This is a genomic window from Actinokineospora iranica (assembly GCF_900101685.1).
Lineage (GTDB): Bacteria > Actinomycetota > Actinomycetes > Mycobacteriales > Pseudonocardiaceae > Actinokineospora > Actinokineospora iranica.
The window spans coordinates 72,568-93,228 of record NZ_FMZZ01000015.1; the positions used below are offsets into that span (position 1 = coordinate 72,568).

The following is a 20,661-nucleotide window of genomic DNA, read 5'->3' on the forward strand; positions in this document are numbered from 1 at the left end:
GTGGGGGGCGGCGGGCCGGATCAGGCTCGCCGCCACGCAGGATCTCGGGAACGACCGGGCGGTGTCCCCTTGGCCCAGAATGCGATAGCGAAACAGGTCTCCCATCGGATTGCCTTCGGACCATTCGAAATAGCAGTGCGGCCGGACGCCGGTGGCGGCGCGAGCGGGATGGCGGCGACCGCGTTCGGCGCGGCCGGCTCACCGCGCGGGAGCCGGTTGCCGCCGATCTCCACTCCGCGACACGTCGCTGAACCCCGACCGCTCGGCACGTCGATCTCGGGAACAGCACGTCGGCCGCGCGGGCACCGGGTTCATCCCGCGCTGCTCGGGGTGCTCGGTGGGCGTCTCCGGCCTGGTGCGAACCGCGATGACGCGGTGGAAGACGTGGGCTCATTCGGCGGTGGCGCGCCCGGGCCGTGAGTCGCCGACACGGAGTGTGACCGGAATCCGCCTGTGTCCGGTCGTCTCGGTGGTCCGGACGGGTGGGGATTTCGGCTTTCCGACGCAGATGTTGACCTTGCGTCGATACAGTGGAGAGGCCGAGCAGGGACGGGACCGACAGGAGTTCGGGTGGACCACCGGGGCAGCCGACCGCGCACCCGTCACGGGTTGGCGCGTGCCGCCGCGCCCACCTGGGCGGACAGCGCGTGGGACGTGCCGTGACGACCGCCGACCTGCCTCGGATAAACCCGTTCGCGCTCCCGGGGTGGGAGAGTTCGCCGATGCCTCCGCTGCTGTGGAACCACCCGGAGCGCGAGTCGTACTACCTGCCGATACACGACTGCGATCGGGATTTCCCGAAGTTCACCCGGGCGATGGGCGACCTGGACATCCTCCGCAACCGCGGGCACATGGTGCTGGTGGTGGGGCAGGAGCACAGCGGCAAGACCGCGATGGCGCACCGCTGTGTCGCGTGGGTGCGCGACCACCTGCGGCCCAGTGAGCGGGAGGTGGTGCTCGATCTCACGACGTGTCTGCCCGCGGGGCGTGAACTGTCGATCGATGATCGGATCGTGACCGTGTGCGATCGACTGTTCGACCAGTTGGTCGCCGTCGAGGCGTTACGCCCTGAGCGAACCGAGGCGCTGCGCGCGGACCGGAATGTGCCGAGCCGGATCTTTCCGGTGCTGCGGGACAACCTCAAGAGCGGGCTTGTCCTGATCATCTTGCTGCCCTCGGTGCTGGAACTCACCAACGAGGTTGTGCGTTACGCCGAAACGCTGCGCAGTGGCCGGGTCTTGTTCGTCACCGAGTCGTCCTGGCTTGAAGACGAGCAGTTCAACAACATCAAGACAAGGCTGGCCGCGATGACGCCGCCGGTGATCGTGCGCATCGGGAAACTAGGGGTAGGCGACGTGGCGAAGTACATCACCGACCGGTTGCACCGGCATGGCGACCTGGGCGTCTACCCGAAGGTGGAGCCCGCTGTCACCGATCTGATGGAGACCTTCTCCTCGATCGGGATGGTTCAGCAGCATCTCCACGGAACATACGAGATGCTGCTCGATGAAGGGCTAAACTATGACCAGACCGGACTGGTGACCGTGGACGATGTTCGCCGGTACCTGAACGAGATCGCTGTAGTCGGATCGAGGACGCGGCCATGACCGGCGGCAACGACATCGAGAGCGGGAGCAGGAACCCGTTCGCGCCCATGGCCGTGGCCAGGTTCGCCACTGTCGGCTCCGCGACGAACCTGCTGGACGTCACGGTCAAAACCGACGCGATGAACCAGGCCCTGCGGTACGTGTCCGACTATCTGGACGTCGATCCCGACCCCGAGTGCCCGGACCCCGGCGGCACGGTCATGTCGATCACCGGCGACTACGGGATGGGCAAGACGCACCTGGCGGTCAGCCTGGTCAGCCATGTGCAAAGCGAACTCGGCGACCCGACCCGCGCGATGTACATCGACCTCAACGCGAACTCGTTCCTCGGGCTGTTTCGGCAGTTCATCGACAAGGTCACCGCGGAGGGCCTGCGCGCGCAGGTCAACCACTACTACGCCGACACCGTGGGCGAGGCGCTGCAGCGCACCGGCTTGGCGGGCGACACGCTGTCGGTCGACGCCGCCACCGCGCCGCAGACCATTGTGGAGCGCCTGGGGCTGATGGAGAGCACGCTGCTGCGCGAGGTGCAGCGGACCCTGCTGGCGGTCACCCAGAAACGCGACTTCAGCGTGGCGCTGACATTGCTGTTGCGTACCGGTTTCGATGACTCGGTGTGGAACTGGCTCGTTGGCGGGGTTCCCGATCAGGTGCTCGCGGACCGCGGCATCACTTACCGCATCGACAACGATGTCGCCGCGCTGGAAGCGCTGGGCGTGTTCGCTCTCCTTTTCGGCGGTAAGCGACGGCGGTTCGTGCTCGCCATCGACGAGCTGGAGAAGATCTTCTCCGTCCGCCGCAAGCCGGAGGCGGAGACGATGACCGCCTTCCAGTCGCTGTTGGACACCGCGAGCAAGGCAGGCGCTTGCCTGATCCTGGTAGGACTACCGGACTTCCGCGACGTGCTGTCTCCCGCCGTGCACGCCCGCATCCCGTACCCGGTAGAGCTGACCGGACTGTCGGCGGAAGAGATCGCCGAGTTCGTCGCGCTCGTCCAAGGACAAAGCAAGAGCACGCGTGTCCAGCCGTTCGGCTGGGACACCGTGCGATCCATTCGGGACGTCACCCGGGGCAACGCCCGCGCGGTGATCCGATTGTGCAAGCTCATCTTCCGGATGACCGAGGACAAGGCCATCGCCGCGAGCGCCCGGAATCTCGCGGTGGACGACGAGACCGTCCAGCGCGCCGCCACCGAACTGTTCGGCGGCCCCGGCCCAGCCGACGTCGACCGCCAGATGCGGCAGGCGCTCGCGGGCGGCGACTGGGAATACCAGCGCGACCACGTCCTCGGCGAGGGCGGCACGACGGCCGACTACTGGATCACCTTCCCCGACCGGGAAAGCGGCTGCGCGGTGCTGATCACCCGCTCACTGCTCACCGCGGCCGACGTCGACCGGGTGATCCGCAGGCTCCTGTCGGTGCACGAGGCGGACAACCGCGCGGACGTCTTGGTAGTAGTCGCGGGCGTGCTCACCGACACCGCGTCCGTGCGGCTACGCGAACCTCTCGACCGCACCCCCCTGCGGTATGTGCCGGGCACGTTCGTGGAGGACGTCCGCGCGGAACTGGCGACCACCCGCCAACGCCTCCCGATCACAGGCAGCCCGGAGACGACGTCCGCGCTGGAACGGCGCCTCACCCAACTGGCGGCCGACCAGGCAGGATTGATCGGCGTGGTCCAACGGCTCACGGACACGGTGGAATCCGCCATGGCCACCTCCACCGAGTCGATCCCACACCCCGCGACGACCCTTCCGGCTGACGTCGACCGACTGTTCCGTGACGCTGACGAGGCCCTGGCCCAGTTGACCCACATCGATTCCATGTTCGACACCGGCTTCCGGGCTGGAGCGCAACAGGCTCGCGCGGTCACCGGCCGGGTCGCGCGGATTCCGGACTACTTCTTGGCCACCGGGGTCGCGGTGCTGGCCCAGCGAACGGTTCGCAGCTTCCGGGACGCGTTGGCCACCTGGTATCAGAACCGGTGGCGGGCGGAGCCTTCCGCGCAGGACCACCTGGATGAGCTTTGCGACACCTACGACAGCATCACGGAGTTCCTTCCGCTGTTCCGGCTCACGCCGTTGGCGACTGCGGGGCCGCTGCTGGGGGCGCCTGATGTGGCCACGGCGCACGCTCGGTTGAACCGGGTGCAGGAGGCGTTGGAGGATCTGGGGCCTCGGGTGAAGACCGCTGTGCTTCGCGGCGGTCTTCGCTGACTGGCTGCTCGGGGTCTGGCTGCTCGGGGTCTCTCGATGGGGTGGAGTGGTTTTTTCGGGGCCCCTACGAAGGAAGATCGCCGTGTGAAAGACGGGTGGGAAGCCTGCGGCATCACACGCGCGAAGCCAGCTTGGCGATCTTCCTTCACCCCCGAAGAAACCACTCCACCCCATCGAGCACCTGGCGAGCGTGGGTGCCGGTTGGCAGGAGGGCGGGTGTTCTGTCCTGCTCCCGACGAGCAACTGGCAGCTTCGGGTGCGGTTGGCAGAAGGGCGGGTTTGCTGCTCCTGCCGCACTCCGTCGATCACCTGGCAGCTTGAGCTTTGCCTGCGGTTGGCAGGTGAGTGGGTGTTCTCGGGCGCAGGACAGGGCTTGAGAGGGGCCGTGGGTGCTCAGGCGCGGCGGAGGGTGGGGAACCAGCGGACCGCTGCCTCTTGCCTGCCGGATAGGGGCTCGTCTGTGGATGTGGGGCTTTCGGGTAGGCGGTCGTCGGATTCCTCTGCTGTGGGTAGTGGGCGCCAGTTGTCGTAGAGGGTGTTGGTGAGCGCGTGGAGGAGGTTCACCACGACGATTGCCGGGGCGATGATCGCCGCGGCGCCGGGGAGTTGGGGTTCCAGGAGGAGCGCGAGGATGATCGCGGTCAGGCCGTTCTGTTGGCCCAGGGCCAGGCGGGTGCGGTCGCCGCGCCAGCGGGGGCGGGTGGTGAGGATGGCGGCGACCACTGCTTGGGCGAGGAACGCGGCCAGCCCGAGCATCGCGCCGGTGGCCAGGTCGATGCCGTTCACCAGGACCAGGCCGATGGCGAAGGTGCCCGCGTACAAGGCTATCTGGGCAGCCCGGTCCAGGTCGCGGTTCAGGCCGGGGCGGTAGAACAGGCCGATCAGGGCTAGGGCCAGGAGCAGGGAGAAGTGCACGGCCACCAGTCCGACTCCCAGGACGACCACCACGACTCCGGTTCGGGTGGCCGCGCGGCGGAAGCTGGCCGTGGCCGACACCGGGCGGAGGCGGGTGGACAGCCGCCACAGCAGGAAGGCCGCGGCTGCCAGCGCCAGGTTCAAGGCGAAGTTCAGGGCGAACGAGCCGAGGCCCGCGCCCAGGAGGGCGGTGTCGCCGGTGCCCAGGACAAGGACGGTCAGGTAGGTGGTGAGCAGCACGGTGATCGGGTCGTCGAAGGAGGCCCAGGCGGCCAGCAGGGTTTTCGCCGACTCGGACAGTCTGGACCGGGCGCGCATGGCGGCGACTGATAGCGGGTCTATCTGCGCCACCGCGACCGCGAGTAAGAGGTGTTCGGGGCGGCGGTAGAACAGGTAGAGGAAGCCGAAGACCAGTGCGACCTTGGCCAGCACACCGAGCGTCACGGCGATCAGGACTGTGCCCCAGTGCTGCCGGAACTCCGACAGTTCGATGCCCCGGGTGCTCGCGTAGAGGCCGAAGCCGAGCAGGGCGTTGATGGCGAAGACATAGACGGTCGAGGACGCCGCGTCGTCGATGCCGAAGAGCTTGGCGGCCAGCCAGCCGACGGTGACCGCGAGCAGCAGGCTCACCGTGCGGAAGGCGGTGCTCACCGCGTGCCCCCGCGGGCTACGACAGCGCTCATGGCGACTGCACCGACGCGGTCACTCATCATCATGCCCTCGCCCAGCTCAGGGGACCTCGTTCGACCATAGGGCCGCCGATGATCACGCTCAAGCCCCGATCGGGGTAATCAACCGCCATCGGGATCAGCCGATCTCGCCCGCCAGCGCCGCCAAGCGGTTATCCGCCATGGTGACGCGGGTCTGGTCGAGGGTGACGCCGAACAGGTACCGGCGGAACCCGAGGCGGTAGTAGTAGACCGCGCCCATCTCGACGTCGAGGACGACGCGCAGGAGTTTGCCGCCGATGGCGGCGTTGGTGGTGCGGTTGAGGGCGTTCATGAGGGAGCCGACGGATCGGCCGAAGCGCTCGTAGAAGCGGCGCCGGAACTGGGGGTTCACCTCGGTGAAGAACCTGGCCAGTTCCGGGGCGTCGAAGTGGTCGGTGGAGACCAGCGGCACGTCCTGGTCCCAGTACGACACGTGGTGCAGGTCCGCGGGGTTCACCGCGGCCGCGCACAGTCGGGCGACCCTGGTCGTCTCCTCGGTGTCGTCCTCGACCAGCAGGTACGGCTCCGCGGTGCCGGGGGGCGCGGGGCGCAGGGCCGCGGGTGTGTCGAAGCCGCCCGGGTTCAGCGATGGCAGGCCCTGCTCCCGCCGCAGCCGGGTGACCAGCGCGGACACCACCCGGTCGCCCCGTTCGACGCGACGGTCGGGCACGGCCACCTGGTCGGCGGAGCCGGCCGGGGCCACGCCGATGACGTAGCGGGCGGGCACGACGGCCTCGCAGAACAGCGCGCCTTCCTCCGCGTGCAGCACCGTGCGGATGAGCCTGCCGGTGACGACGGCCTGCAGGTCGCGGTCGAGCCGGTCGGCGGTGAGGCTGAACTGGCGGCCGAGCCTGCGGAACTCGTCGCGGCGGCTGCCGTCCGGCACGCCGTCCGGGTCTGGCTCGGGCTCGCCCAGGGTGTCCAGGGCGAAGTCGAAGACCCCGTCGTCGAAGACCGCGAGGTAGGCGAGTCCGCCGAGGGCCATGGCGTCGCGGCAGGCGATCCGGGTCTGCTCGAACTCGGGGCCGAGGTAGTCGGCGGAGTCCTCGTGGACCGCGCCGAGTTCAGGTCCGGGGAACGTCGACATCGATCTCCTTCCACCCGTGGTCGACGCCCTCGCGGGCCAGCCGCAGGTTGTGCGCGCCCGCCACGGTGTACGGGTGGTCCTTGCCGAGGAACTCCAGCGCGTCGGCGTGCGCGGCCTCGGTGGTCTTCACGGCCTGGCCGAGGTCGCCGGAGCGGGCCAGGACGAGCCCGTTGTCGAGTTCGGCGGCCAGGGTCCAGGGGTGCAGGCCGCCGAGGCGCTCGCGCAGCAGGGCCGCGGCGGTGGCGGTCTCGGTCAGCGCGCCCGCGGTGTCGCCTGCGGCGAGCAGCGCCAGGCCGAGGCCCAGCCCGCACAGCGCGAGGAACGGGTGCGTGGACGGCAGCGCGACCTCCGCGGTGAACCCGTGCAGCGCACCGCGGGCCAGTTTCACCGCGTACCCGGTGTCGGAGCCGGACAGCCGCAGCGCGGTGGCGTGGCTGAGCCCGCAGGCCAGCGTCTCCGGGTGGTACGGCCCGAGTTCAGCGCGCATGTCGCGCAGGGTGGTGGCGAGGCGGTCGCGGGCGACCCGGTGCCGCTCGGGTCCGATGCGCCGCAGCGCCACCCCGTAGCGCCACTGGGTGGTCAGCTCGGTGTGGTCGGGGCGGGGCCCGCGCTGCTGCAGCACCTGCAGCGCGCCGTGCAGCATGGTCGCGCCGTTGTGGTCGCCGAGTTCGCTGAGGTAGAAGCCGACCTTCGCCTGCGACCACACCGTCTGCGGGTCGGTCGGGCCGAACAGGCGGATGCGGCGGGCGTAGGTGTCGCGTTCGCGTTCCAGCGCGCTCGTCGGCTCGCCCGCGAGGAACAGCGACAGGGCGAGGTTGTTGGCGGCCATCAGGGTCTGCGGGTGGTCTGCGCCCAGCGCGCGGACGAAGCCGAGGTAGGTGAACTCGTCCTCGGTGCGCGCCTCGGTGAACACGCCGAGCCCGCGCAGGTCGGCGCCGCGGCCGCGGGCGGCGATGAGCACCTGCGGGTGCCCGGGCTCGCGGGTCTCCAGCTGGCTGGTGAGCGCTTCCCTGGTGAGCCGCAGCGCGGCGCGCGGGTCGCCCAGCTCGCGGTGCAGGTCGGCGACCTTGCCCGCCAGCCGGACCCGCAGCCAGTCGCCCGCGCCGAACCGGTCGGCCCAGTCGGCGAGCAGGGCGACGCCGGTGGCCAGCGCGGCCCGCTGGACGTCCGGGCGGCGGGTCGCGGCCGCGCGGGAGGTCTGGTTGACCAGCCAGCGGCGGACCTGCGGGTCGGCGCTTTCCAGCGCGCCGGAAGTCGCCACGTGCGCGGCGAGTTCGTCGTAGCGCTCCGCCGCGCCGGGCGCGGATATCTCGACCTCGGTCGGCGCGTAGCCCGCCAGGCCCGCGAGGGTGGCCGCCTGCCGGGCCGCGCGTTCCCCGTCGGACATGGCGGCCCGGAGCACCTCCTGGGTCCTGCGGTTCATCCGGAGCTGGTGGTTGTGGCCCCAGTCGACGCGGAAGAGCCCGTGGCGCTCGCCGAGCCACAGCGCCCGGTCGATCTCGGCGGCGTCCTGGCGCACCGGCTCGGCCTCGGCCGCTGGCACCGCGTCGAGGAGCCGGTCGAGGAACGGGCGGGACCGGAGCAGGCCCAGGCTCACGCCCTTGGGCGAGAGGAACGCGCACGCCTGCGCCAGCAGCGCCGCGAGCCTGCCCGGCGCGGTCTCGCGCAGCGCGGCCATGGTGATCGACAGCATCCGCTCGACCACGGGTCCCGCTGGCGCCGCCGCCCACGCGGCCATGACCTGGTCCGCGGCGAGCCGCGCGGAGTCGACCATGGCCTCGCGGGCCAGCCGGGACGACTCGGCGCGCTCGGCGAGCAGGCAGGCGGCGAGGTCGAGGGCGAGCGGGACGTGCCCGAGCAGCCCGGCGATCTCCCGGCCGCGCTCCCAGGTGAGGCCGGGCAGTCGGGCGCGCAGCAGGTCGACGGCCTCGTCCTCGGCCATGCCGCGCAGCCGCAGGCCCTCGGCTTCCCGGTCGCGGGTGGTGATCAGGATGTGCCCGGTGTCGCCGTCGGGCAGCAGGTCGGCGACGGCGGCGAGGTCGACGGCGTCGTCGTAGACGAGCAGGAACCGGCCGGGGGGGCCTTCGCGGCTCAGCACGTCGAGGGCGCGCTGGCTGCCGCCGGTGTCGGACCGCTCGCCGGGGAACCGGACGGACAGGTCGTCCAGGCTGGCGTGGGCGGCGGCCCGGTCGTGCGCGGGCACCCACCAGACCAGGCTGTAGTCGTAGCCGAAGCGGTGCGCGTACTCCAGCGCCGTCGCGCTCTTGCCGATGCCGTCGGCCCCGGTGAGGACCGTGACGACCCGGCCCTCGCCCGCGCGGAACGTGTCGCGCAGCCGGTCGAGGTCGTCGCCGCGGCCGAGGAACGGACCGGGCCGCGGCGGCAGGCTGACCACGCCGTGCGCGGTCGTGCCGGGAACGGGGGCTATCCCGGTTCCGGCGCCGTCGTCGCGGTCGATGAGGGCGAAGTGCCGCAGCAGCCGCCTGCGCAGGTCGCGGGCCTCGGCGCGGGCCGTGGTGGCCGGGATGATCTCCCGGATGTGCCGCGGGATGCGCGCGGCGAGCGCGGCGTCGACACCGGGCGGGTCGTCCTGGTCGCCGCCGCGCACGAGGACGAGCAGGCCGTCGGCCGGGTCGGCGCCGAGCCAGTCGCCCGCGGAGCGCAGGTCCCGGGTCTGCGCGCCCACGTCTTCGAGCCGGGCGCGCACCCAGTCGCCCCAGGGGCGGTCCTCGGCGCGGTGGGCCACGATCAGGCGGCTCGGCCTGCTCGACACCGGCAGGTCGAACGCGCGGCGGTAGCGGTCGCGCAGCGCCGCGGACGGCGGCACGGGCGCGGGCCCGTTCGCGCCGGTCACCGCCTTGGACAGGCGGGTGTAGCGGTCCCACAGGTCGCCATCGGCCGGGTCTTCCGCGAGGGCGGGAAGCATCGGCCGGTGGATTTCCCATGAGCGGTAGGGGATCTCGACCAGGGCGTCGGCGACGGTGTGCCCTCGGCCAAGGGACTGCCCGAACGCCAGGCGGATCCCGGACCACACCGCGCGGCGCCTGCTCTCGTTGGCCGAGTCGAACCGGGTGACCACCGGGATCAGGTCGACGTGCACGGGGGTCTTGCCCTGGACCGCGGCGGCGAGCTCCGCGGCGTCGGCGATCTCGCGCAGGCCGGGCGGGAAGCACACCACGGCGATGTCGCTCAGGGTGGCGGCGAGGGCGACCACACCGGTTCCCGCGCCCTGCGGGACGTTGACCAGCACGTCGTCATAGCCGAGCGTGGCGAGCTTCCCGCGCAGGTCGGCGACCGGGTCGTGCTCGACGGTGAGCCGATCGGCCCCGGCGCCCACCGGGACGTCGAACAGCTCGACGAATCCCTCCGCCTCGGGGAACTCCACGCGCGTCAGGCCGGTCGCCTGCCCGCCGCCGCGCGCGCGGTGGACGGCGCGCAGGGCGCCTGCGACCTCGGGCGGGCACTCCCGCGCGCCGACGCGGAACGGGCGCAGGTGGTCGACCACCGCGCGCGACTCCTCGGCCCAGTCCACGACCAGCACCGCGCGGCCCGCGGTGGCGAGCTGCCAGGCGAGGGTCGCCACCACGCCGGAGCGGGCCGCCCCGGTGGTCGCGGCGAGGAAGGCGACGATCCCGGCTTGGCGCGGCGCGGGCCCCGGGTTGTTCGCTGGCCCCGGGCTGTTCATCGTGTCCCCAATCCGGCGTCGGTCATGGGCGCCGCCTCAGATCGCGTTCTGGAAAGCCGCGTACCGGTCGGGGACCGCGTCGTACTCGGTCAAGATCCGGCGCAGCGACGCGGCCAGGACGGTGTCGGGCAGGGCGGCCAGGCGATCGAGGTCGAGGTCGGTCACGTCCAGCAGATCGGACTCGTGGACCCGGTGCTCGGCGCCGCGCCCCCCGTCGTCGTCCATGCGCCGCTTCCCCTTCCTGGTTTCGCTGAACCCCCTCTCACATAGTAGTCCGGAACATCAACATTAGTGACGGATACGCCGATCGGACCACCCATGCGGTGGGTTCGCCTGTGTTTCATTACCTCGGGGGACCACGCGCGAAGCCGAGGAGAGGGCAGATGACCGACCAGGGCCTGCGGCCGTTTCGCCAGTTCGTGCTCAAGGCGCACAGCCGCTGCAATCTCGCCTGCGATTACTGCTACGTCTACAAAATGGCCGACCAGGGTTGGCGCGCGCAGCCGCACGCGATGTCCCGGGCGACGGTGGAAAACACCGCGGACCGGATCGCCGAACACGCCCGGGCGCACGGCCTGGGGAAAGTCGACATCGCCCTGCACGGCGGCGAACCGCTGCTGGCGGGCCGAACCCACCTGGCCTGGACCGTGCGCACGCTGCGCGAGCGGGTTCCCGCGGAGGTTCGCGTAACGGTCCAGACCAACGGCACGCTCTTAGACGAGGATTTCCTCCACCTGTTCGCCGATCTGGGCGTGCGGGTAGGCGTAAGCGTCGACGGTGACGCGCGAACCCACGACCACCGCCGCCGCGGCCACGACGGCGCGGGCAGCCACGGCGCGACGGCACGCGGCCTGCGTCTGCTGGCCGCGCCCGAGTTCCGCCCGATCTACGCGGGCCTGCTGTGCGTGGTCGACCTGTCCCACGACCCACTGGCGACGTACTCGGCGCTGCTGGAACACGAACCGCCCGCGATCGATCTCCTCCTGCCGCACGGGAACTGGACCGCCCCGCCGCCCCGCCGGGAGCCGGGCTCGGCGGAAACCCCCTACGCGGACTGGCTGGGCGCGGTGTTCGACCACTGGTACGCCGCGCCGGTAAAACGCACGTCGGTGCGGCTGTTCGACGAACTGCTGAACCTGCTTCTCAACGGTCGTTCAGGGGTGGAAAGCATCGGCGCGGCTCCCGCTCAACACGTGGTAGTGCAAACCGACGGCTCTATAGAGCTATCCGACACTCTTGCCTCGGCATACGACGGCGCCGCGATCACCGGTCTGCACGTTTCCCGAGACCCGTTCGACGCGGCCCTGCGGCCGGAACCAGAACGGTCGCGGGCTTGCGCCACGTGCCCGGAACTAGCCATCTGCGGCGGCGGTCTACCCGCGCACCGTTATCGCGCGGACAACGGTTTCACCAACCCGTCGGTCTACTGCCCTGACCTACTGGGTCTTATCCACCACGTCCGCACCCGGCTGACCACCGATCTGGCCGCCCTCCGATGACCCCTGCCCCTTGCGACTCACCCGGCTCCCGCCACCGGCTGAGCACGGCGGACCTCGCCACCCTGGCCAGAGGCGGCGGCGGCAAGCCGATCATGCGAACCCTGGTGGCGGCCCGCAGAAGCCGCACGCTGCAACTGATCCGCCTCTTAGCCAGCCACAACCTCTTAACCAGGTCCGCCTGGAACCTCTTAGCCGAAGTCCGCCGCCACTCCCCCGAGGCCGCCGACCGCGTGCTGGACTCCCCTTCGGTGGGCGCGTGGGCGACCCAGACTGTGTTGGCCCTCCGCCGAAACACCCCAGCCCGCCCGGAAGACCTGGCTTACCTCGCGGCGGCAGCGGCCATCCGCGGCGAAGTCGACGCGGTCGTGGAGTTGCCGCCCAGTCCCCACCCCGTGCTCCCATCGCTAGGCGTGCTCCCCACTCCAATTTCGGGCCCAGTCATCACATCGGCCCTCACTTGGACGCCCGACCCGGAAATCACCCTCCCCGGCGGCGTCACCTTCACCATCCACCGCCGCTGGCCCGCTCCGCCCACCAGCGATCTCCACTTGGCCCGCTCGGTGGACATCCCCGAGTGGCAGGACCGAATCGCCCGCGCCTGGGCCCTGCTCCGCACCCACCACCCCGAGGTGGCCGACGAGTTGGCCACCGGCGTCACCGTGCTCGCGCCCCTGGAACCGGCGGCGGACGGGGTCAGCAGTGTGACCATGTCGGACGCTTTCGGCTGTCTGTTCCTGTCCCTCGGCCCCGACGACACCACCGTCGCGGTGACCCTGGCCCACGAGGTCCAGCACACGAAACTGGTGGCCCTCATGGATTTGTTCCCCTTGGTCGACCCAACCCACAAGGCCCGCTACTACGCCCCATGGCGCGCCGACCCGCGCCCGATCACCGGCCTGCTCCACGGCACCTACGCCTACCTTGGCGTTACCGCCTTCTGGCGAGCCCACCGAGCCGTGGAACCACACGGCCAAGCGGGCCGCGAGTTCGCCCGCTGGCGATCCGGTTCCCTGCTCGGCTGCCGAACCCTGCTCACCAGCGGCGGCCTGACCGAAGTGGGCCATGAGTTCGTCACCGGCATGACCGCCGCGTTATCGGAGTGGGCCGACGAACCAGTGCCCCCCGCCGACCGAACCGCGGCTTTCCGACTACTGGCCGAACACCGCGAGGACTGGCTCACCCGGCACTCGTAGCAGTGACACCATGCCATGGCAGGTCAACGAACCGGTCCGAGACAAGTCATCCGAGTCCCCGAACGCGCGAGTCAGCTTGCGAGGAACAGGGACTCGGCGGCATCGGTGCGGGAGGCATCGACTCCGTTGCTGGTGTAGTCAAGTTGTTCGCGGCCTGCCCAGTCGGGGATGGGGCCTTCTGGGGTGGTGAGGTGCTGGTAGCCGGTGCCGTTCCAGGCGAATTGGTAGATGCGCTGGTGGTCGGGATAGAAGGGGGTGTAGTCGCCACCCTTTGCGAGCTGTTTGGTCAAGGTGTTGTTGAAGAAGACGTTCTGGGGGCCGGTCGCGCCGACCACTTCACTGCTTTGGCTCCTGCTCCCCACCAGATCGGGTACCAGGTTGACTCGTCGGTTTCCGCTCCACCTTCGCCGCCGCAGTTGGTCCGGCAGTTGCCGGGGCTGTGCTCGAAGGGGACGCGGGCAGTGTTCTGTTCGAAGAGGTTGCGGCGTTCCCAGCCGCCGTGGAGGTTGGGGTCGGTGTCGAAGTCGTTGGCGGTCACGACGTTGTTGGACGCGGACCATAGGTCTTGTTGTCGATCTCGGGGGAACCGTCCGAAGTGGAGGTCACCGGTAGGTCGAACTCCAGGGGCTTGTCGACGGTGATGGTGCGGGCGGACTGGTTGACGGCGGCGATGGCGAAAATCTGTTGGCGCGTATGCGTGTTCCGGGCTTGCCGGACTGCGCTTCCTGCGCCCGGTAGAAGCCGACCGAGTCCGCGCCGCGGATGTTGACGTAGCCGCCGACAGCGAAGTGGTCCCACTCCACCTTGCCCGCCAAGTGGACGACGATGTCGCCTGTCCGCGCGGAGAACCCTGGGTCGCCGTCCTTGTCGCGTAGTTTCCGCCTGCCTTCCAATGGACGTTCACGCTGCCCTCGAACAGGTCTCTGCGGTTGGCGGGGGCGGATTCGTAGTCCTCCCGGTAATCCTCGTGCACCGCGGCGGACTGGACCCGGAACAGGCCCCGCCCCGGCCACAGCCAGCCGCCGTTGCCGCTCTCGTAGCCCATCTCGTCGGGGTCCCAGGCGTTGCCGTCCTTGGTGAGGCCGTCATAGCGGGTGTTCTCGTCCGGGCGGAAGACGAACCGGGTGCCGGTCGCGGGGTCCGCGCCCGCGCCGCGGATGACCAGGTAGTCCGCGTCGACCCGGAGTTGGCCGGTCACATCGAGGACGCCAGCGGGCAGGGTGGTCAGGGACGCCGATCGTAGGACGCGGACGGCGAGCACTCCCGCTTCACCTTGTCGATGGCCGCCCGCAGGCCGTCGGTGTCATCCTGGTTGTCGTTCGGGGTGACTTCTGGGGTCATCTGATCAACGACAGGAGTGACACTGGTTCAGACCGTGACCGGTTCCCGTTGTCGCACAGTGGAAAGCACCAGCAGGGCCGCGCCCGCCAGCAGCAGCACCGCCGACACGCCCTGACCGGCGGGGCCGACGACGTTGTCCAGGTCCAGCGCGCCGTCCGGGCCCGACCGGACGAAGCCGAGCGCGTGGGACACGCCCACGGCCGCGGTGGTGGCCAGCGCGCCGAGCGAGGGCAGGTCGGGGAACGCGGTCGCCGACACCGCGCCGACCGCCGCGACGGCGGCGGTGGCCAGGCCGAGGAAGATCCAGGCCAGCGGCACGCCGAAGTCCTTGCCGCCGATCTGGGAGGCCATCGCGGCGACCGGCAGCGCGGCGACGGCGACGACCGGCGGCGCCGCCCAGGCCACCCGGGTGGCGGCGACCGCGCCTGCCAGGACGCCCGCGAGCGCGATCGGCCACGCGTACCAGACCTCGCCGGTGGCCGTGGAGTGCAGCAGCACCAGCATCGGCACCGGCGCGGCGAGGACGGCGCCGAGCGCGCCGACGAACGCCCAGTCGCGCCCGCCCCCGGCGATCGCCGCCGCGGCGAGCAGCACCCCGACCACACCGCCGACCTCCGTGCCGAGGATTTCCGCGCCGCGCAACGCGACCACAGCGGTCGGCACGGCCGTGAGCAGCACGATGACCGCGGCGACAGGCCGGGTCCTGCCCCAGGTCGCGCCCCCGCCCGCGCGCAGCGCGGCGCCGACCGTCACCAGCGCCATCCCGACCGCGGGCACAGCCGGGTCCACCCCGCGCAGGATTCCGGTGACCGACACGCCGAAGTAGCCCGCGCAGGCCGCGACCCCGGCCAGCACCGCGTAGCGGGGCCGCTCGGACATCAGCCGCTGCACCGCGCCGAGGACCCCGACGAGCAGCACCCCCGCCGCGGCCGCGAGCACGCACGCCCACCCCGCCGACATGGCCAACTCCCCGGACGGCGTCGCGCCCCGCAGCCGCACGGACAACCCGCCGCTGGGCGGCGCGTCGACGGCCAGCGCGACCGCGACCCCGACCGCCCCGGCGACGAGCGCCCACCGCCACCACCGCGCCAACACGACGGCGACAGCGGTCGCGACCGCCCCGCTCACCGCGACCGCAAGCTGCGCCCCCACCGCGTGCGGCGAGTCGATTCCGGTCCACAACAGGAAGTCCACCGACTGCGGCGCCCCGGCCAGCCCGAGCAGCACCACTCCCGCCACGGCGGCGGCGACCGCCCACACGACCACACGGTCCCCGGGTTTCGACATGCCCAAGAAGCTAGGGCATGTCCCGCGTCTTTCACCCGCGAACCCGCGACCTGGCTCACACGGTCACCATGGGTGATCACGCCGGTCAAGATTCCGCGGGCAGTCCGCAGTGGAAGCGCAGCGTCCTGAGCCGGGCCGGGCCGATGACCGGCGCCGCGGCGGGCACCAGGGCCGACAGCTCCGCGACCTGGGCCTCGGTGGGGCGGGAGTAGGCGGTGGCGGCCTCGCGGTCCAGCCAGGTGTGGAGGTCGGCGCGGGCGCGGCCGCGCAGGGACGGGTCCGGGTCGCCCAGCAGGTGGAGGGTGGTGGCCAGGCGCGTCCAGGCGCCGCCCGCGCGGAACAGGTGGTAGGCGGCCGTGCGGACGTGTGGCGCGGGGTGGTCCATGAGCCGTTGGAGCGCGGTCCGGTCCAGCGGCTGGCCGCTCAGGGACGCGACCACCTGGCGGGTCACCGGCGGTGACGGGTCGGTGAGCAGCGGCCAGAGCAGGGGCACGGGCGTCACGCCGCGGGCGCGGAGGGCGCGCACGGCCTCGGCGCGGCCGCGGGGCAGCGGGTGCGCCAGCAGCGGCGGCAGCAGGTCTGGGTCCCCGCCGGTCTCGCCGAAGCCCGCGATGGCGCCGGGGCTGACGGGCCACTGGCCCACGAGCGCGCGGTAGTGCGGCGACGGGTCGGCGCCCGCGCGCCGCAGGGCCGCCTGGGCGCTCGCGCGGACGATGCCGCTGCGGTCCGGAAGCGCGGCGACGGCGGGCGCGAGGTCGCCCGCGTCCGCGAGGGCGCGCACGGCCTCGGCCCGGACGGGGGCCGCGCCGCCGGTTAGCAGGCTGCGGGGGACTGTGGTGTCGCCGGTCGCGCGCGCGATCCGCAGCGCCGTGTCGGCGCAGAGCACGCGCGTCGGCAAGTCGGGGTCCGTCTTGGCGGCGCGCATGAGCTTGGCGAGGTCGAGCCTGTCGACGCCGAGCATGGTGGCGACGCGACGGGTGCGCCCGTCCGGTGCGCCGATCGCGGCCGTGAACACGCTGGGCGGCCCGTCGCGGAGCAGGTCCCGCAGCACGCGGTCGAGCCACGCGCCCCGTTCGCGGTTCGCCAGGGCGAAGGCCACCGGGGCGGCGGCGCGCAGCGCGGCGGCCGGGTCGTCCCGCAGCCGCCGCTGGCATTCCTGGCGAGCGCGGTCGCGGACCTGGGGCACGCGGTCGGCGGCACGCAGGGCGAGAACGGGTGACGCGACCTTGTGCGCCACCGGGGCGAGCCTGATCACGGCCGCCTCCCGGATATACCCATCCGAGTGACCGGCGGCGAGGACGAGGTTCAGCGGGTCGAGGTCGCCAGCCAGGAGACCGGTGATCATCCGCTCGTGCCACCAGACCGTCCGCCACCACCCGTGGCGCGCGTGCTGGTCGAGCGCGAGCCAGACCTCGACGGCCGCGTCCGCCAGCCACGCCGCCATCGTCGGCGGCTGGGGAGCCGCGCCCGCCGCGAGCAGCAGCTTCGCGACCTCGGTGAGGGCGCCTCCCGCGTCCCGCGGACGTTCCCCAAGCCGATACAGCGGCCATTCAGGCTTGCCGGAGCGGGCTCGCAGGCGGGCGGTCAGCCGAGGATCGAGGTCGTCCACGGGGTCCTCCTTGCGCGCGGCGAGACCCGGTGATCTTGCCGCACGCGCCCACCCCGGCACTCGCTATTTCGGCTGGCGCAATGGCGGCTTGTCGGCGGGTGGATGGGCGTGCGGGTCGTGCGCCCACAACCACAGCAGCTGCATACCGGGAACGGTCACTTCCATCGCCGTGCCGTCCCGCCGGGACCGGATGTAGCCGTGGGCCGAGAGGCTCCGCAGCCAGCGAGCGGTCACCGAGGGCGCACCCGCCGCGCTGCGGCCCTGGGCCGTCGCGCGGAGCACGCCAAACGCGACGGGGTCGAAGTCGAGCATTTCCGCCACCTCCTGATGATCTGGGACTACCCGGGAATCGCCGCCGGACACCTCCGGACGGGTGATCTCGGCGAAAGATCGGCGACCACACGATCGAGCGACGCAACGGTTGGCCGACAGCGGTCTTGGGTAACCCGACCGGGTTGTTCACCGGAGACCGTCCTGAAAGGAGTGCGCTGACGATGACGCGGCTTGCGGCGGCTCGGAAGGTGGTCGAGATATCCCGTGCGGACACCCTGCGGCTCGTGGGCCGGGTGGGGCTTCCCTTGGTCGCGAAAGGACTGATCGTCCGGAGACCGCGCACGGTGGGCCTGCTCGCCCGGCTGGGCACCGACCAGTGGCTTGTGACCGAGCTGCGGCGGCTGCGCGAGCGCTACGGCCCGGCGCTGCTGGTCCTGCGCCTGCCCCGGCGCACCGTGGCCATCCCGCTCGACGGGCACGACGTGGAGCGGGTCCTGCGGGACACCCCGGCCACGTTCAGCCCGGCGAGCCGGGAGAAGGAAGGGGCGCTCAGCCACTTCCAGCCGCACGGGGTGCTGATCTCCGAGGGCGACGACCGGGTGGACCGGCGCCGGTTCACCGAGCGGGTGCTCGACACGCCGCACGAGCTGCACCGGCTCGCGTATCCGATGAACGCGGTGATCCGGCAGGAGTGCGCGCGGCTGCTCGCCGACCGCACCGAGCTGGCCTGGCCGGAGTTCGCCGACGCCTGGTGGCGGATCGTGCGCCGGATCGTGCTCGGCGACGGCGCGCGCGACGACCAGGAGCTGATCTCGCTGCTGCACGCTCTGCGCTCGGACGGCAACTGGTCCTACCTGCGGCCCACCCGCAACCGGGTGCGCGTCCGGTTCCAGCGGCGGCTGCGCGCCCACCTCGACCGCACCGAGCCGGGCAGCCTCGCGGGTCTGGTGGCCTCGGTCTGCGCGCCGAGGACGGACCCGCTGAGCCAGGTGGCGCACTGGCTGTTCGCCTTCGACGCGGCGGGCATGACCGCGGCCAGGACAGTGGCCCTGCTCGCCACCCACCCCGACGTCCTGCGCCGGGTCCGCGACGAACACGCCCACGGCGAGCCGGACGAGCCCCAGCCGCTGCGGGTCACCAGGGCGGCGGTGCTGGAGACCCTGCGCCTGTGGCCGACCACCCCCGCCATCCTGCGCGACTCGACCGTCGACACCGACTGGTCGGCCACTCCCCTGCCGCGCGGGACCACGTTCGTGGTGCTGGCCCCGTACTTCCACCGCGACGAACAGACCCTGGACTACGCCAACACCTTCACCCCCGACGCCTGGCTGGACGGCCGGGCCGCGAGCACGCCGACGCTCCTGCCGTTCAGCGCGGGCCCCGCGACCTGCCCGGGGCGCAACCTGGTGCTGCACGTGATCGCCACGACCGTGGCCACCATGGTGGCGGACACCGGTTTCACGGTCGTCTCGCGTCAGCGCCTCACCCCCCTGCCCGCCACCCTCGACCCGTTCCACCTGCGGTTCACGACAACCCCGCACCGCTAAGCGACTCGTGCCGCGCACGCGGAAGCAGCAACGGGGTCGCCAACAGCAGCAGCCCCGCGACCGCGACCGCCACCCGGACGCTCGTGACCGTCGCCAGCACTCCCCACAGGGCGGTCAACCCGGCGATGGTGGCTTTGCTGGTGATCGACCACGCGGACAACGTGCGAACGACCCGGTCGTCGGGGATCTGATCAAGCCGGTAGGTGGCGAACACCGGGTTGAACACCCCGATGCACGCGATCATGCAGAACTGAACCGCCAGGACGAGCGCCAGCCCCGCGCCCCCGGGCCCGACAAAGGCCAGCCCCAGCGGCCAGCACGCGCGCAGCGCCCCAGCCGTGACCATGACGCGGTGCCGTCCGAACCGCGCCACCAGCCCCGGAGCCAGCCGCGCGCCAAGGAGACCACCAACGCAGGGCAGCCCAAACGCCAGTCCGTACTGCCATGGTGTGAACCCCAACTGGCCGAGCATGAGAACAGCCAGTAGCGGCGCCGAGGCCATGATCAGCCCATTGACCAGGATCGTGTTGCAGAACAACACCCGCAGCGTCGAATGGCCCAGAATGTGCCGCCACCCCACAGCCAAATCCCCCAGCCGCGGCCGCGTCCCCGCACCACGCGCGGGCCGCGCCTCCCCACCCCCGATCGCCCGAATCCCCACCGCCGAGAGCAGATAACTCACCGCGTTGACCACCACAACCATGATCGGCCCGAACAAACCGACCGCAACCCCGCCAAGCGGCGGCCCCAGCGCGGTGGCGGTCCAGTTGGTCGACTCAAGCCGCCCATTGGCGACCAACAAATCCCCAGGCGCCACCAACCCCTTCAAACACGCCCCACTGGCCGCCATGAACGCGATGTCGGCCACCGCGACCACAACCGAGACAACCAGCAACTGCCCAAACCCAAGCCACCCAAACCCGAACGCCACCGGAACACTGACCACCGCCACGAACCGCACCAGATCCATGGCGATCATCACCGCCCTCTTCCGGCGAAACTCCACCCACGGCCCGATCGGCACCGCGACAACCGCCCCCACCGCGAGCCCCACGGCCGCCAGCGCCGACACCGCCCCAGGCCCGACATCCAGCACAAGAATCGCAATCAACGCAAACGCGTCAAAAGCCAGACGCGTCCCGAACACACTCAACGCATACGAGGTCCACAACCACCCGAACCCCCGCCCCAACGACCGACCACCCATCCCCCGCCGCCCCCAGTCGCTTCCTCGACACCACCAAGATCGAAGCGAGCACGGCACAGGCAAGTCAACTCACGAACCACAACCCGCGTTTCGCGGTACCAGGCACCTCCGGCAGTTCACGGCAACAACCAGCGGCAGCCAGCCAAGCCCCACCTACCCACCTGCTGCACCCAACCTGCCAGGTGTTCGCTGGGGCGAACCAACACACCCCGAGCGCCTGCCAGGCCGCACCGACGCCCGCCTAGTACTCAATGGGCGCGGGACAGCACACCCGCCCTCCTGCCAGGCCGCACCGGCACTCGCCAAGTGTTCGATGGGGTGGAGTGGTTTCTTCGGGGGTGAAGGAAGATCCCTGAACTCGCCGTGGTCGTGGGGCCGAAGGCTCCCCACCCGTCTTTCCCGCGATGGGATCTTCCTTCGTAGGGGCCCCGAAGAAACCACTCCACCCCATCGAGCAACCCCACACAGCCGGCCAGCCCCCACGA

At 71.4% G+C, this 20,661-nt stretch carries 15 protein-coding genes; 5 read left to right on the plus strand and 10 right to left on the minus strand.

The window, feature by feature from the left end; genetic code table 11:
- The first annotated feature begins 722 nt into the window (after positions 1-722).
- Positions 723-1,607 (plus strand): hypothetical protein, encoded by an 885-nt coding sequence (locus tag BLS56_RS24985; protein WP_139190980.1) that lies wholly within the window; start codon positions 723-725, stop codon positions 1,605-1,607.
- Positions 1,604-3,823: a hypothetical protein gene (locus BLS56_RS24990; RefSeq protein WP_091455572.1), complete on the plus strand. Its 2,220-nt coding sequence runs from the start codon at positions 1,604-1,606 to the stop codon at positions 3,821-3,823. Before BLS56_RS24985 ends, BLS56_RS24990 begins: the two co-directional genes overlap by 4 nt.
- A 393-nt stretch (positions 3,824-4,216) precedes the next feature.
- On the opposite strand, the gene BLS56_RS24995 is transcribed toward BLS56_RS24990, so the two are convergent.
- The 4 genes from BLS56_RS24995 to fxsA all read right to left on the minus strand — a co-directional run bounded on the left by BLS56_RS24995 (position 4,217) and on the right by fxsA (position 10,445).
- On the minus strand, positions 4,217-5,389 hold the full coding sequence (locus BLS56_RS24995) for a cation:proton antiporter (RefSeq protein ID WP_091455574.1): 1,173 nt from the start codon (positions 5,387-5,389) through the stop codon (positions 4,217-4,219).
- Positions 5,390-5,545: 156 nt separating this feature from the next.
- On the minus strand, positions 5,546-6,535 hold the full coding sequence (locus BLS56_RS25000; protein ID WP_091455576.1) for a hypothetical protein: 990 nt from the start codon (positions 6,533-6,535) through the stop codon (positions 5,546-5,548).
- Positions 6,513-10,220, minus strand: coding sequence for an FxSxx-COOH system tetratricopeptide repeat protein (fxsT, locus tag BLS56_RS25005; protein ID WP_091455578.1), 3,708 nt, complete (start codon positions 10,218-10,220; stop codon positions 6,513-6,515). The genes BLS56_RS25000 and fxsT overlap by 23 nt, the downstream gene beginning before the upstream one ends.
- Positions 10,221-10,256: 36 nt before the next feature.
- Positions 10,257-10,445 (minus strand): FxSxx-COOH cyclophane-containing RiPP peptide, encoded by a 189-nt coding sequence (gene fxsA / locus BLS56_RS25010; protein ID WP_091455581.1) that lies wholly within the window; start codon positions 10,443-10,445, stop codon positions 10,257-10,259.
- Positions 10,446-10,603: 158 nt separating this feature from the next.
- Between fxsA and BLS56_RS25015 the strand changes: the two genes are divergently transcribed.
- Both BLS56_RS25015 and BLS56_RS25020 read left to right on the plus strand, forming a co-directional pair.
- A complete protein-coding gene (locus tag BLS56_RS25015) occupies positions 10,604-11,719 on the plus strand; it encodes an FxsB family cyclophane-forming radical SAM/SPASM peptide maturase (protein ID WP_091455583.1) in 1,116 nt (371 codons plus the stop codon).
- A complete protein-coding gene (locus tag BLS56_RS25020) occupies positions 11,716-12,912 on the plus strand; it encodes an aKG-HExxH-type peptide beta-hydroxylase (protein ID WP_091455586.1) in 1,197 nt (398 codons plus the stop codon). Before BLS56_RS25015 ends, BLS56_RS25020 begins: the two co-directional genes overlap by 4 nt.
- Before the next feature lie 71 nt (positions 12,913-12,983).
- Here BLS56_RS25020 and BLS56_RS25025 read toward each other — a convergent pair whose 3' ends face one another.
- From BLS56_RS25025 to BLS56_RS25040, 5 genes are all read right to left on the minus strand, one after another.
- Complete coding sequence (locus tag BLS56_RS25025) at positions 12,984-13,247, minus strand: hypothetical protein (RefSeq protein ID WP_091455588.1); 264 nt, start codon at positions 13,245-13,247, stop codon at positions 12,984-12,986.
- 267 nt (positions 13,248-13,514) lie between these two features.
- Positions 13,515-13,805 (minus strand): hypothetical protein, encoded by a 291-nt coding sequence (locus tag BLS56_RS30915; protein WP_139190981.1) that lies wholly within the window; start codon positions 13,803-13,805, stop codon positions 13,515-13,517.
- A gap of 475 nt (positions 13,806-14,280) precedes the next feature.
- Positions 14,281-15,540 carry a hypothetical protein gene (locus tag BLS56_RS25030; protein WP_139190982.1) on the minus strand — a complete coding sequence of 420 codons (1,260 nt, stop codon included), beginning with the start codon at positions 15,538-15,540 and terminating at the stop codon, positions 14,281-14,283.
- An 85-nt stretch (positions 15,541-15,625) separates the two neighbouring features.
- Positions 15,626-17,149, minus strand: coding sequence for a hypothetical protein (locus BLS56_RS32540; RefSeq protein WP_228771908.1), 1,524 nt, complete (start codon positions 17,147-17,149; stop codon positions 15,626-15,628).
- Positions 17,150-17,212: 63 nt separating this feature from the next.
- Complete coding sequence (locus BLS56_RS25040; RefSeq protein ID WP_091455593.1) at positions 17,213-17,461, minus strand: hypothetical protein; 249 nt, start codon at positions 17,459-17,461, stop codon at positions 17,213-17,215.
- A gap of 182 nt (positions 17,462-17,643) precedes the next feature.
- Here BLS56_RS25040 and BLS56_RS25045 point away from each other — a divergent pair, with 182 nt between their 5' ends.
- Positions 17,644-18,969 carry a cytochrome P450 gene (locus BLS56_RS25045; protein WP_091455595.1) on the plus strand — a complete coding sequence of 442 codons (1,326 nt, stop codon included), beginning with the start codon at positions 17,644-17,646 and terminating at the stop codon, positions 18,967-18,969.
- On the opposite strand, the gene BLS56_RS25050 is transcribed toward BLS56_RS25045, so the two are convergent.
- Entirely contained in the window at positions 18,947-20,176 is a 1,230-nt protein-coding gene (locus BLS56_RS25050; protein WP_091455597.1) for an MFS transporter, read from the minus strand. The genes BLS56_RS25045 and BLS56_RS25050 overlap by 23 nt on opposite strands.
- Positions 20,177-20,661: the final 485 nt, after the last annotated feature.